Source organism: Curtobacterium sp. 1310, from assembly GCF_017834105.1.
GTDB lineage: Bacteria > Actinomycetota > Actinomycetes > Actinomycetales > Microbacteriaceae > Curtobacterium.
The window spans coordinates 110,486-124,908 of the sequence record NZ_JAFICY010000005.1; the positions used below are offsets into that span (position 1 = coordinate 110,486).

Here is a 14,423-nt window from a genome sequence, read left to right on the forward strand (position 1 = left end):
GGGTGGTGCTGGTGAGGCCGGGCGTACCCGGTGGTGCTGGTGCTGCGTCCGGGCCGGACGGGCGAGAACCCGGACGCCGGTCAGGGTGGGTGGGACCGGCGTCCGGGTGCTCAGCGGGCCTTACTTGATGGAGGCGACGGCCTTCGCGGCCTTCTCCGACAGGTCGGAGGAGAGGGCGGCCGACTTTGCCTCCTTCGCGGCGGCCTCCTGCGCGTCCTGCGTGACGACGTAGTCGAGGTAGCCCTTCACGAGCGCACCCTTGTCGGCGTCCTTGTACTCCTGGCAGGCGATCGCGTAGGAGACGAGGACCAGCGGCCACGCACCCTCGGCGGTGTCCTTGCGGTTGATGTCGATCGCGAGGTCGTTCTCCTCACGGCCCGAGACCGTCTCGGAGTCCGCGACGACCTTGGCAGCACCCTCGGCCGAGATCTCGGTGGCCTTGTCGCCGACCATGAGCTTCGCCTTGTCGAGGTCACCGGCGCCCGAGTCGTCGATGTAGGTGATGGCGTTCGAGGCGCTGGCCATCGCCGAGGCGACGCCCGAGGTGCCCTTGGCCGAGTCGCCGACCTGGTAGGGGAAGGTCTGGCTGGGCTCTTCGGTCCAGACGTCCGACGCGTTCGCCGAGACGTACTCGGAGAAGTTCTGCGTGGTGCCCGAGTCGTCCGAGCGGTGGATCACGGTGATGTTCGAGTCCGGCAGGTCGACGCCCTTGTTCAGGTCGGCGATCTCCGAGGCGTTCCACTTGGTGATCTTGCCCGAGAAGATGCCCGCGATGGTCTTCGCGTCGAGCGTCAGGTCGGAGACGCCGTCCACCTTGTAGGCGATGGCGATCGGGGAGATGTAGACCGGGATGTCGATGGCCTTGTCCGTGCACAGGTCGAACGAGCCCGAGAGCTCCTCGTCCTTCAGTGCAGCGTCGGAGCCGGCGAAGTCCGCGGCACCCGAGATGAAGTTCTTGCGACCGGCGCCGGAGCCGTCCGGCGAGTAGTTGACCGTCACGCCGGAGGCGACGTTCTGGAAGTTCGCAGCCCAGGTGGCCTCAGCGGTCTGCTGCGCCGACGAGCCGGAGCCGGTCAGCGTGCCCGAGAGCTTCGAGTAGTCGGTGCCCGAGCTCGAGGTCGGCGCTGCGGTGTCGCCGCTGCCGCTCTCGTTCGCCGCGCAGGAGGACAGCACGACGGCGCCGGCGATCGCGATCGCTGCGATCGAACCGATTCGCTTGATGTTCAACAGGGGTCCCTTCGGGAATGTCAGTGCAGGCGGGACCGCTGCTGGTCCCTCGGGCCGGTGCTGACCCGGGAGCGACTGTAGGGACGCGAGGTGACGGGGATGACGCTCCTCGGTGAACGGGAGGTGAACGAGGGGTTGTCCCGGCTCGGGTGCCGGACGACCGAGCCGTGGTGGGTGCAGGATCGGGTCACCGTGCGTGGGTGAGACCCATGCAGGTGCATCGGTTCACGCGGCGGCGGCGCGGGTCGGATCGCCGCGCCGAGCGCTGGTCCGAAGGGTCTTCGTCGTGGACTGTCCGGAGGCGCGGCTCACGACCGTCGCGGAGCCCGGCCTGGAGGCGCGGCTCACCACCGCCTCGGTTCTCGGCCTGGTGTTCACCGAGCGGACGGTCGTCTCCGCCCCGGTCGACTCAGGCCGGGACGGTGTTGCGGTGCGTCTCGACGGCGACGAGCTTCTCGCCCGCGATGTGGAGCACGGCGAAGTCCCCCACCGAGAGCATCGCGGCGCGGCGCAGGTCGAAGCGACGACGGTCGTCCGCGGTCGCGGAGGCGATGCGGGCGATGATGTCCGGCAGCACCGGACCGTGGGAGCAGAGCACCGCGGACTTGGCCTTCGCGATCCGCTTCTGCACGACGCCCTTGACGTCTGCGGCTCCGCGGTCGTGGGCGTCCTGGCTGATGTCCGTCGTGCTGGAGACACCGACCTTCGTGCGCGCGGAGAGCGGCTCGACGGTCGCGAGGCACCGCGCCGCCGTACTGCTGACGATCTTCTTCGGACCGAACGCCGCGACGGGTGCTGCGACGGCCTTGGCCTGGGACCGTCCGACCGGCAGCAGCGGGCGGGTGGCGTCGGGGCCGTCCCAGTCCGAACCGGGCACGGTCTTCGCGTGCCGGAGGGCGATCAGCGCGAAGGTCCGGTGCTCACCGGCGGCGACGCGGTCGGCGAACCGGTCGAGGATCGCCACGTCGCGCTCGTACGTGAGCCGTGCCCGTGCCTGGTCGACGGTCACCCACTCGATCGCGGCGACCTCGTCGTTCGGACGGAACTTGCCCGCGCGGTCGTACTCCTTCGAGCCGACGCGGGCGGCCCAGTAGTGCACGACCTTGTCGCGACCGCTCGGGAGCACGTACTCCGCCGTGCCGAGCGGCGCCCCGAGGTGCACGCGGTACCCGGTCTCCTCGTCGATCTCCCGGACGGCGGTCGTCGGGATGCTCTCGCCGGGGTCGACCTTGCCCTTGGGCAGGGAGACGTCCTGGTGGTGGTCCCGGTGGACGAGGAGCACCAGCGGTACTCCGTCCCGTTCACGCCAGACGACCGCGCCCGCCGCGACGACGGGCCCCGTGGGGCCGCCGCTCACCGAGCCGAACGCTTCCGGGCCGAGATCTTCCGCATGAGCACATTCTGCACGTCGTCGAGCGGGCGGCCGTCCGGGTCGGTGGAGCGGCGCGTCCACTCGCCGTCGGACTCGAGGTGCCACGAGCTCGTCGTCTCCGCCATCGCCAGGTCGAACATCTCCTCGACCTCGGCCACGTGTGCCGGGTCGGTGAGCCGGACCAGGGCCTCGACGCGACGGTCGAGGTTGCGGTGCATCATGTCCGCCGAGCCGATGAACACCAGCGGGTCGCCGTCGTTGTGGAACGTGAACGCCCGCGAGTGCTCGAGGTACCGGCCGACGACGCTCCGGACGCGGATCGTCTCGCTGACGCCTTCGATGCCCGGCTTCAGCGAGCAGATGCCGCGCACCCACACGTCGACGGGCACACCGGCCTGGCTCGCCAGGTAGAGGGCGTCGATGATCTGCTCGTCGACCATCGAGTTGACCTTGATCCGGATGCCGGACGGCTTGCCGGCGCGGGCGTTCGCGGCTTCGGTCTGGATGCGCTTCACCAGCCCCTTGCGCAGGTGCAGCGGCGCGACGAGCAGGCGCTTGAACTTCTTCTCGATCGCGTAGCCCGACAGCTCGTTGAACAGGCGGGTGAGGTCCTTGCCCACCGTGTCGTCCGCGGTGAACAGCCCCATGTCCTCGTAGATGCGGGACGTCTTCGGGTTGTAGTTGCCGGTACCGATGTGGCTGTAGTGCTTGAGCGTGCCACCCTCCTGCCGGATGACGAGCACGAGCTTCGAGTGCGTCTTCAGTCCGACCAGGCCGTAGACGACGTGCACACCGGCCTTCTCGAGCTTGCGCGCCCAGGTGATGTTGTTCTGCTCGTCGAACCGCGCCTTGATCTCGACCAGGGCCAGGACCTGCTTGCCCGCGGCGGCGGCGTCGATCAGGGCCTCGACGATCGGGCTGTCGCCGGAGGTGCGGTAGAGCGTCTGCTTGATCGCCAGGACGTTCGGGTCGGCGGCCGCCTGCTCGAGGAACGCCTGCACGCTCGTCGCGAAGGACTCGTACGGGTGGTGCACGAGGACGTCGCGCGAGGCGATGGCGCGGAACAGGTCGGGCTTCGTGTTCGGCTCACCCGGCTGGAACTGCACCGGCGTCGTCGGGACGTGGCGCGGGTAGTGGAGGTCCGGGCGGGCGATCTTCGCGATCTCGAACAGCCCACCGAGGTCGAGCGGCGACGGCAGCCGGAAGACCTCCTGCTCGGTGATGTCGAGCTCGCGCACGAGCAGGTCGAGGGTCACCGGGTCCATGTCCTCGGTGATCTCGAGACGGATCGGCGGGCCGAAGCGGCGACGGAGCAGCTCGCGCTCGAGCGCCTGGATGAGGTTCTCGGCCTCGTCCTCCTCGATCTCGACGTCCTCGTTGCGGGTGACGCGGAAGACGTGGTGCTCGAGGACCTCCATCCCCGGGAACAGGTCGTCGAGGTGGTTCGCGATGAGGTCCTCGAGCGGGATGAAGCGCATGCGCCCGGACCCGTCGTCGGGCAGCGCGATGAAGCGGGAGAAGTTCTGCGGCACCTTGAGGCGCGCGAACTCCTGCCGCTGGGACTTGGGGTTGCGGACCCGGACGGCGAGGTTCAACGACAGCCCGGAGATGTAGGGGAAGGGGTGCGCCGGGTCGACCGCGAGCGGCATGAGCACCGGGAAGATCCGCTCGTTGAAGTACTCACGCATGCGCAGCCGGTCGGCCTCGTCGAGGTCGGACCAGTGCTCGACGTGGATGCCCGCGGCGTCGAGGTCGGGCTTCAACGACTCGATGAAGGCGGCGGCGTGCCGGTCCTGGAGCTCGTGCGCCTTCGCCGCGATGTCGCGCAGCACGTCGCTCGGTGCTCGCCCGACGTTGGTCGGGACCGCGATCCCGGTGTCGATGCGACGCTTGAGGCCCGCGACGCGCACCATGAAGAACTCGTCGAGGTTGGACGCGAAGATCGCCAGGAAGTTGGCGCGCTCGAGGAGTGGCTGCGTGCGGTCCTCACCCAGCTCGAGCACGCGCTGGTTGAAGCGGAGCCAGCTCAGCTCGCGGTCGAAGTAGCGGTCCGAGGGCAGCGACTCGTGCTCGATCTCGACGACCTCGTCGAAGTCGTCGAGGTCGGGAGCGACGGATTCGCCGTCGAGCTGCGGTTCGGTGTCCATGCCGACATCCTGCCACCAGCCCCCGCTGCCCGGAGGAGCACAGGTGGCCGCTGTGGAAACCGAGCGTGAACGACCCGCCTGTGCAGGGGCGTCTGCCTGTCGCGCCGGTCGTACCCCTCGAAGTGGGGGAGGAAACGTCACGATATACGGACGGTGACATTGCCGGGCTTCGCGGGTATGGTGGGCGGCGTTCAGGCCTCCGGGGGGATTCCACTGCGCGGGGGTGCAGGTACGAAGAGAATGAGGTTGACCATGTCGCGTGTCCTTTCCACCGAGCAGGCGAAGTCCGCCATCCGACAGATCCAGTCCATCGTGAACGGCGGCTTCACGGACCAGATCTCGCAGCTCGACGCCCAGGGGCGCATCCTGTCCGACTCGAACGTGTGGGACGGCCCGCTCGCCTCGACGTTCCGGGGGTCGACCTGGCCCGAGACCAAGGCTGCCCTCGACAAGGCGAAGACCGAGCTCGAGCAGCTCCGCACGCAGCTCGACAAGATCTCGCAGGACATCTTCACCGCGGGTGGCGGCGCGTAAGCACCCACCCCACGCCCGGTCCGCCGTCTCGGTGGGCCGGGCGTTCGCGGTCGGGGGGCCGACCGCACCACGAGAACGACCAGAACGAGCTGCGACACATCCGGGGGATGCACCATGGCCGACCTGCACGGCAACGAGCCCGTCGAGTTCGACAACGCGACGGCTGATGCGCTGATCCACGCGCTGAACGGTTCTGCTGAGTCCATCGACGGACAGAGCGGGAGCCGCACGTCCTACGTGACCACCGCGGCGCAGGAGTTCCGCGGGCACTTCTCCGACCTGTTCGCGAGCAACTCGGACAAGGCGCACAACGACGGCAGGACCATCGCCGACAACCTGCGGACCGTCGCGACATGGGTGCAGCAGATGAAGGAGGCGGCCGAGCGCGAGAACGCACGCCGCAAGAAGGCCCGCGACTGGTACGAGGAGCACGAGGACCGGAACTTCATCGAGTGGCTCGGCGACAGGTTGCACGGTGCACCCCAGCCGCCGGAGGTCCACCACGAGGCAGCTCCGACGTTCCGTCCCGCAGGCGGCCCGAGCTCCGCGCGCGACACACCGACCCCCGGCTCGGGCGGTGGTGGCGGCGGTGGTACCTCGTCAGCGCGCCCGGCTGATCTCCGTGCGTTCGCTACCGGCACGCGTTCTCTCGACCAGGCGCTCGAAGGGAAGCCGGCGCAGCTGCGGGGCAAGCTCGCCGAGTTCGCCGCGCGTTGCTCGTGGGGTCACATCGACGCGGGCGGACTGGTGAACGCGTTCGACAAGTGGCTGCAGGCGAACAGCCAGGACGCCACCTGGGCCGACACCGTCGCGGATGCCTTCACCGCGGCCGGCGGCGAGGGCAACGTCTCGACGGTCGCGGACTCCGCGCTCGCCGCGGCGCTCGCAGCCGCCGGGGTCTCCGAGACCCGCCAGGACCTGCAGTTCGAGCCGCCGTCGGCGTACGGCGCCCAGCCCACGACGGGCTTCTCCATGGACCCGGTCAACACCACGACCGGCAACTTCCTCGAACCGGAGCTCGACCTCGGGTTCAGCGGCGCCTCGGCCTCGCTCGAGGTCACCCGCATGTACAACTCGCTCGACGAGCACGTCGGGATCTTCGGCCCGGGCTGGTCCTCGGTCCTCGAGACGCGCCTGCTCCTCGACGACGAGGGTGCGACGTTCGTCGGCGCCGACGGCCGTCAGATCCGCTTCCCGCGTTCCGGCGAGGGCTGGGACCGCGGGGTCGGCGAGAACCGCTGGCTCGCCGCAGAGGGCGACCTGCTCGTCGTGCGCGACAACGCCGGGGTCCGGATCGACTTCACCCCGTCCGGTCTCTGGACCGGGCAGCGCGGCGGAATCGGAACGGCGGTCCGGGTCGTCCGCGACGCCGACGACCTCGTCGTCCGCCTCGAGCACGAACGCGGCCGCTGGGTCGAGATCGAGCACGTGGACGGGCGCGTCGCGGTCCTCCGGGCGTCCGACAGCCGGCGGGTCGAGTACGGCTACGACGACCACGGGCGGCTCGTCAGCGTGACCGACCCCGTCGGTACCCGCCGCTACGGATGGAACGACGACGACCTCATCGTCACCGTGACATCGGCTGCCGGGGTCGTCGAGGTCGACAACACCTACGACGACCAGCGCCGCGTGGTCGAACAGGTCAGCCCGCAAGGCCGAGCGGTGCGCTTCGCCTACCTGCCCGGTCGCGTCACGGTCGTGTCCGACCACGACGGCTCGCGCGCGAACTCCTACATCGCCGACGCCAAGGGTCGGCTCGTCGGGGTCATCGACTCCGACGACCGACGGCAGTCGATGAGCTACGACCGACACGGCAACCTGGTGTCGACCACTGAGCGTGACGGCTCCGTCACCGTGCACGCCTACGACGACCGCGGTCGGAAGACCCGGACGGTGACCCCCTCCGGCGGTGACGTCACCTACGGCTACGACGACCAGGACCGGGTGACCACCGTCGTCACCGAGGCCGGTGCGGTCGTGTCCTACGAGTACCGCGGCGACGACCGCGACCCGTCCGTCATCGTCGATCCGGTCGGCGGCCGCACCGAGCTCACGTGGACGGACGGGGTCCTCACCCACGTGGTCGACCCGACCGGGGTCGTCCTCGACCTCGCGCACGACGAGTTCGGCGAGCTGGTGGCGACCACGAACGCGGTCGGGGACACCGCCCGGATCGAGCGTGACGCGGCCGGTCGTCCGGTCGCCGCGGTCAGCCCGTCCGGCGCCCGGACCGAGTACCGCTGGGACGCCGCGGGGCTCCTCGTCGAGCGCCGCGACGCCGACGGAGCGGTCTGGCGGTACGAGCACACGGCCGGTGGGCGCGTCGCATCGATCACCGATCCACTCGGTGCCCGCACCACCTTCGAGTACGCGGCGAGCGGCGAGCTGGCGACCACCGTCGACCCCCTGGGTCGGCGGGTAACGCGGACGTTCGACGACCAGGGGAACGTCGCCGCGCTCGCCCTGCCGGGTGACGCGGTCTGGACGTTCGCGCACGACGGGTTGTCGCGCCTCCAGGCCGTCACCGACCCGACGGGCGCGACGTGGCGGCGCGAGTACGACGTCAACGGCGGCCTCGCCGCGACCGTCGACCCGACCGGCGTCCGGCAGGAGGTCGCACGGGACGTCGCGACCGGCGTCGCGACCCTGCGTGATGCGTTCTCCGCGACCACTGTCCGCTTCGATGAGTTCGGGCGACCCGTCGAGCAGACGAGTGACGAGACCGGTTCCGAGCTGGTGACGTACGACGCAGCTGGTCGGCCCGTCGAACTCGTCGACGGCGAAGGCGGCCTGACGCGCATCGAGCGCGACCTGGGCGGGCGGGTGACGGCGATCGTCAGTCCGTCCGGCGCCCGCTCGACCTACGAGTACGACGCTTGCGGGCGCCTGTCCGCGGCCGCGGACGCAACGGGGGCGCGGACGACACTCACGTACGACGCGGACTCCCGCGTCGTCGCCCGCACGTTGCCCACCGGCGAGGTCGAGGAGACCACCTACGACGCGGTCGGCCGCGTGGTCGTGCGGACTACGGCGGGATCCGGTACGAGCCGGTACCGCTACGAACGGGCCGGGAGGCTCGTCTCCAGCCACGACGCACGCTTCGGTCACCGACGGTTCCGCTACGACGCTGCAGGGCAGCTCGTCGAGGCCGTCGACGGGCTCGGGGGCGCCACCCGCTTCGCCTACGACGAGCGGGGCCGGCTCACCGAGGTCACGGACCCCGCCGGCGGTGTCACGCGGCGCCGGTACGACGGAGCAGACCGCGTGGTCGCGGTCGTCGACCCGCTCGGCCGTGAGACGACGGCGCGGTACGACGCGGCCGGTCGCCAGGTGGAGCAGACCGACCCTGAGGGGCGCACCACCAGCTGGACCTTCGACGCTGCCGGCCGCTCGACGAAGGTCCTGGTCGACGGTCAGCTGGTGAGCGAGACCCGACGCGACGCCGTCGACCGCACCGTCGTCGTCACCGACCACACCCGTGGAGCGGGTCGGACGGTCGACCACGAGCTCGAGTACGACCGCCGCGGGCTCCTCGTTCGACGGAGCCGCGGTGGGCGTTCCGTGCGGTGGGAGTACGACGCCGACGGCAACCGGACGGCGCGAACCGATGCCACGGGTACACGGACCGAGTGGCGCCGTGATGCAGCGGGCCGCGCCGTCGCCGTCGAGCGACAGGGGCTCGCCGCGGCGACCTTCGCCTACGACGCAGCCGGGCGGATCGTCCAGGCGTCCACCGGCGACGTCGTCCAGTCGTGGTCGTACGAGCGCGGCGCCCTGGTCGCCCACACGACGACGACGCCCGAGGGTGCGACCGTCACCAGCATCGAGCGCGACGCCCATGGCCGGATCGTCGCGCTCGACGGGCCGGACAGTCGTGTCGAGTACGCGTACGACGACGCCGGGCAGCTCGTCCGCGCGGGCGACTCCGCGTGGGAGTACAGCGACGGCGGGCGGCTGCTCCGCGAGGTCGTCAACGATGCCGAGACGACCTTCGAGTACGACGCGGCCGGGCAGCTCGTCGCGTCCGTCCGGAGCGGGGAGCGGACGGAGTACCTGTACGACGGACTCGGTCGACGGGTACGTCGCACCAACGCCGACGGGTCGACTGAGGAGTACGCCTGGTCCGACCTCGGGTCCCTGACCGCCGTCGTGTCGCGCGATCGCTCGTACGGCGAGACCGGCCGGTTCGAGATGTGGACCGACGTGCTCGGCGAGCTCGCTGAGGTCGGCGGAGCCGAGGTGTGGTGGGACTCTGCTGCGCCGCTGCCCGCAATGGTGACGATCGGCGGGGAGAGCGTGCTCGACCTGCCGGGCGGCGCGATCGCCGTGGGTGATGCCTGGTCGATCGCAGGCTGGCGGAGCGCTCGTTCCACGGACGCTTCGGACCCATGGGCGGTGCTCGCTTCGGTCAAGGGGCCGGCCCTGCCCACTGGTGTCGCGCTCACCGCTGCCGGAGGGCTGTCGATCGCCGGGCTGGAGTGGCTCGGGGCGCGCGTGTACGACCCCGTGGCGCGAGGCTTCCTGTCGACGGACCCGCTGGAGCCCGTGCTCGGTGCGGCGTGGGCGGGTAATCCGTACTCGTACGCCGGGAACGACCCGATGCACGCGATCGACCCCCTGGGGCTCCGACCGGCGACGGATGAGGACCTTGCGGCGTACCGGGATGCGAACCAGGGCGTCATCGGCGCAGTCCGGAACTGGGCTGACGAGAACTCCGAGCTGATCTCGAACATTGCCATCGGTGTCGGCGTCGTCCTGGCGGTCGGCGCTATGTTCACCCCTCTGGGACCCGTTGTTGCACTCGCTGTCGCAGCAGGATCTGGAGCAGCGTTGGCCGGAGGATTCTCCATCAAGAAGAACCGAGGACCGGACGGGCGCGTCGACTGGGGCAAGGTCGGTCAGGACACACTCGTCGGCGCAGCGGCCGGTGCCGCCGGTGGCGGCGCGGCGATAGGTCTCGCGAAGGCCGCGCCGGCCGCTTCGCTCGCGCTCGGGTCAGGTGCCAGGGGTGTGGCGTCTCAAGCGTTCTCGTCCGCAGGCCGTGGCGCGATTGCGTCTGGAACCTCAGGCGCTGTCAACAACGTCGGGGACTACTACTTCAACGACGAGATCAAGGACAAGAACCCGCTCGGGTACGCAACGGCAGCCGCGACAGGGTTCGGCACCGGAGCAGCGTCCAGCATCGCTACGGGACGTCTCTCAGGATCATTCGTCAACAGTTTCGGGATCACGTCCACGGTCGGAAGGGAGATAGCAGGCAACGCCGTCTCGAGCGGTGTCGGCGTCGTGTCGTCCGAGGTGAACGAAGCGATCCGGCCTGGCGGCGACCCCTCGCTCGGAAACATCATCCAGACCTTCACGACCGGCGCAGCGCAGGGTGGTGACGGCCCGACGGTCGGGGTCCATCGGAGATGGTGAGAGCCGGAAGGTACGGTGTTCGCATGACCGGGAAGTCGACTACTGCGGCGAGGAAGAAGCGTCCTGTCGTCGGGATCGCCATCGTATTGCTGCTGTTCGTCGTTCCAGGGCTGCTCTTCTTTGTGATACCCGTCGGGATCACGGCGTACGACGACTCGCATCGGATGCCGATCACGTGCACCGTCCGTAGCGCCGTCACCGGAACGGAATCGAGCGGCTCGTTCAAGGGGGGCGGTGCGTCGGGGCCTCAGGTCGTTGTCGTGACCGAGCAGTGTGGCAAGATCCTGCTCCAAGACGGCATCAATTCCTCGAACGCGGATGCCGTCGCGAAGGAACTGTCAGATGCCGACCTCGTGCGTTTCAATGTCGGCGATGCGGCATACCGACTTCGCGCCCAACTTGCACTTTTTGGCGTGTCACCGACTGCCTACAGGTTCGACGTCCTCAACGGCAGCTGATGCGCGCGGGAGCGCCTGACGGACCGTGACGAACACGCGGAGCCGACCCAGACGTGACGGTGGCGGCGTCCGGCAGCCTCGGGGTGCTGATCGCTTGCGGAGTGCTCGTCGTTGTCGGCACTCTGATCCCTCTCCTCTTTGCTGGTAGGGCTGCTTCCAAGGTGCTCGCGTACGTGCTGATAGGGCCTCTTGTGGCCATAGCCGTGGCGGCTGGAGGGGGCGCCGCGTTGGCCGGGGGCATGTCGATCCAGTCGAACAAGGGCAAGGACGGCAGAGTCGACTGGGGGCGCGGTGGGAGTTGACACACTCATCGGCGGGGCAGCCGGTGCTCTTGGAGGCGCCACGTCATTCGGACTGTCGAAGGCAGTACCTGCGATGGCTCGATCGAGCGTCAACATTCTCGCTCGAGCGGGCAGCTCGCGAGTTTCGGGCAGGCGGGTCAATCGGGAATCTCGAGTGCTGTCCAAGGAGCGGGATCGAACGCCGCAGACTACGGAGTCAACACTGGCTGGAGCGGTGACGCTGGGGGATACTTTGCTGCGGCTGGGACCGGAGCCGCAACGGGGGCGGGGTTCAGTGCTACCTCAAGCGTTCTCTCGCCGAAACTTGGTTCGGCAATGATCCAAAAAAACGGACCTTGCGAAGTACTTCTCCTCGAACGCGGGACTTCACATTGCTTCGTCGGGGCTCAGCGCGGGCACGCAAACCGCCAATGCTTTGGCTACGAACGCCTTCGACTCAGTTGCTGGAGGGCTCAGCAGCATCGTCAATGAGCCAATCCGGCCCGGAGGGGACACCTCGGGGGACAATATCGGCCGGTCGTTCGTCAGTGAATTCATCGGTGGGGCCGAGGGTCCTGACGTGCACTCGCGAACGGGGCGGCACGTAGGATGAGGCCGGATCGATGGCCGCCCTTGGGTCGAAGGAACAAGAATTGGTTGAGCCTCAAAGGAAGTTGAGGGCTCAGGTAGCCCGCAACCGCGTCGTCGGCGTACTGATGCTGCTGGTGTTCATCATTCTCCCGATCGTGACCTTCGTGTTCGGTCCTTCGATAATGAGTAGATATGACCAGCGCCATATGATCATGATTACCTGCTATGTCGCGGCTGCTAAAGGCGAGATTATGTCATCTCGTTCGACGAAAGGTGCAGGAGGATCGCAGGCGCAGGTCTCGTTCGACACGCGGTGTGGCAACCTTCTTTACCAGGATGGCGTGACGCGTCAGAACATGAGATCGATCGCTGCCTCCGTGTCCCCGGGAACGCCGTACCGCTTCCATGTCGGAGAAGGTTCGTTCAAGCTCCGGGCGGTGCTCAGTCTTTTGAAGGTCGCACCCGTGGTGCAGGACTACAGCAAGGCGGATTGATCCTCATCATCTCAGCCCGAGGAGGCTTTGAAGGTGGACCGAGCGCCTCAGCCGAGATGGCGTGTGACTCTCGGCGTCACAATGAGTCAATTGAGTGAAGACCTGATATTCGAATATGGTGGAGGCGGGAGGAGCGGCGTCCGAATGACTGGGAGGTGGCCTGTCGCGGCGAGGGAGAAGCGTCCGGTCATGGGGATCACCATAGTATTGCTGCTGTTCGGAGCGACTCGGCCAAGGGTGACGCAGTCCGTGTAGCGAGGTGGACCCGTGACACACAGTAGGCTGGCGCCTGGAGCTGCGCCGGCGTCGAAGGGAATCAGCCGTCAGGGGCCGAACCATCTTTGCGGTAGCGATCGCGCTCATCCTGGCCGTGGTGGCATTCTTTTTCTTCGGACGAGGATGGATTGCGTCCTACGACAAAGAGCATCCTGTCGCTCTCGACTGCAGGATCTCGAGCGCGAAGGCCTCAGCAGTTTCGACGCACTCGGGTCGAGGTATTGGGTCCTTCACTGATCAGGTCGAAATTCAAACCTCGAATTGTGGTCACCTGGTCCTCCGGGACGGGATCACGAGTGAGAACAGTGACGAGATTGCCGCGAAATTCCAGGTGGGCAATACGTACCGGATTACGCTGGGCGAAGGTTCTTTGATTCTGCGACCGCTGTTATCGATTCTCGGGACGGTCCCCGAGGTTCGAGGGTACAAGCGGATGTAAGGTCCTACCCTGGGTCGTCGAGAACCTGGACATCTAAGGAGTCTGGTCGACCGGGAGGTGGGACGACGGTACTCCAGACATCGAAATTTCCGAGCGCTTTGTTGCCCTCGTTGAGGACGCGCGGAGGCTGAATAGTGCGCTCGAGGCGAGATATTAAGAGCGTTCGGAACGTGCTTAGCAACGGGTATTGGGTCCTTCGCCGATCAGGTTGACATTCAGACCGCGCGAATTGTGATCACCTCGTCCTTCGGGACGGGATCACGAGTGAGAACAGTGACGAAGTTGCCGCGAGATTTCGCTTGGGCAAATCGCAGGTTGGCGGAGCGCTCGTTCCAAGGGCCCTTCGGACCCGATACTGGTCGCAGGTGCCGTGATCGGAGGACCTATGAGCACGAATGACGAGGAGGTGTCCCGGCTTTGCGAAGAGGTCAGCGGTTACCTGCGTGGAGCACGCCATGACGAGGCCGCTCGCTGGTATGAACAACAGGCGCGGGCGCTCAGGAACGACGTGGGGACTGAACGAGCAGCGCTGATCCGGGCAATACACGAGTCGGTCTCGGCTGGGGCTGGAGGTCCACTTGGTGTCGTGTTGACCGATGGCGGAGGGAAGGCTGATGACGAGGCGACAACCAGGTACAAGGGCGCTCTTGATCGTCTGTTCCGCTTGACTACGCAGTCGCGCTGGCGTGATTGGTTGCGAACCTGGACGGGATGACGGCGAGCGATCATCGAGGAGAACCCATTCGTCTACGGCGCGCCCGTCACCTCCTCCGTACGTATCCAGGATCGGTGCCGACGATCACACAGTCGACATCTGGCGGGTCAACGACGTGCTGACGGAAGTGGCTCGTCAATGTGACCGACGCGCAGTTGCGGTACCGCTTCCGCCGACCCGGATTCTCTCGCGGCGACACGCTGTTGAGCAGAGCAGGTTTGACAGGCCTCGGAAGGACCTCGGCGAGCTTTGATCGCGAGGGCCGACTCGTCGTCTTCATGGCAGCAGCCCCGGTCCTACCCGCGGTTGTGGCCTCCTTCGTGACAGAGGAACTGCTGACATGGGCCTGGGCGGCTTGCGTAGGCGATGCGACTCGGTGCGGTGGCGCTGCCGCGATTGACCGTGAGGGACCGGGGGCAGGGTCGGAACCCCAGCCTGATACGTTGGATGCAGGCGCCGGTAGTGCTGGCG

At 67.9% G+C, this 14,423-nt stretch carries 7 protein-coding genes; 4 read left to right on the forward strand and 3 right to left on the reverse strand.

Translation table 11 applies throughout. From position 1 onward, the window contains the following. Positions 1-120: 120 nt before the first annotated feature. The 3 genes from JOD95_RS13225 to JOD95_RS13235 all read right to left on the reverse strand — a co-directional run bounded on the left by JOD95_RS13225 (position 121) and on the right by JOD95_RS13235 (position 4,746). Positions 121-1,227 (reverse strand): phosphate ABC transporter substrate-binding protein PstS, encoded by a 1,107-nt coding sequence (locus JOD95_RS13225; RefSeq protein ID WP_066656735.1) that lies wholly within the window; start codon positions 1,225-1,227, stop codon positions 121-123. A gap of 409 nt (positions 1,228-1,636) precedes the next feature. After that, the gene (locus JOD95_RS13230) at positions 1,637-2,584 is read right to left on the reverse strand and encodes an NUDIX domain-containing protein (protein WP_066656734.1); all 948 of its coding nucleotides are present in this window, start codon (positions 2,582-2,584) and stop codon (positions 1,637-1,639) included. Next, complete coding sequence (locus JOD95_RS13235) at positions 2,581-4,746, reverse strand: RNA degradosome polyphosphate kinase (protein ID WP_066656733.1); 2,166 nt, start codon at positions 4,744-4,746, stop codon at positions 2,581-2,583. The genes JOD95_RS13230 and JOD95_RS13235 overlap by 4 nt, the downstream gene beginning before the upstream one ends. Positions 4,747-4,998: 252 nt before the next feature. Here JOD95_RS13235 and JOD95_RS13240 point away from each other — a divergent pair, with 252 nt between their 5' ends. The 4 genes from JOD95_RS13240 (at position 4,999) to JOD95_RS13255 (ending at position 12,522) form a co-directional block, all read left to right on the forward strand. Next, positions 4,999-5,280: a hypothetical protein gene (locus JOD95_RS13240; protein ID WP_058740961.1), complete on the forward strand. Its 282-nt coding sequence runs from the start codon at positions 4,999-5,001 to the stop codon at positions 5,278-5,280. 114 nt (positions 5,281-5,394) lie between these two features. Then, positions 5,395-10,698 (forward strand): DUF6531 domain-containing protein, encoded by a 5,304-nt coding sequence (locus tag JOD95_RS13245; protein WP_209685396.1) that lies wholly within the window; start codon positions 5,395-5,397, stop codon positions 10,696-10,698. 23 nt (positions 10,699-10,721) lie between these two features. Further along, entirely contained in the window at positions 10,722-11,156 is a 435-nt protein-coding gene (locus JOD95_RS13250; RefSeq protein WP_209685398.1) for a hypothetical protein, read from the forward strand. 904 nt (positions 11,157-12,060) lie between these two features. Continuing rightward, positions 12,061-12,522, forward strand: coding sequence for a hypothetical protein (locus JOD95_RS13255; RefSeq protein ID WP_209685399.1), 462 nt, complete (start codon positions 12,061-12,063; stop codon positions 12,520-12,522). The last annotated feature ends 1,901 nt before the right edge of the window (positions 12,523-14,423 follow it).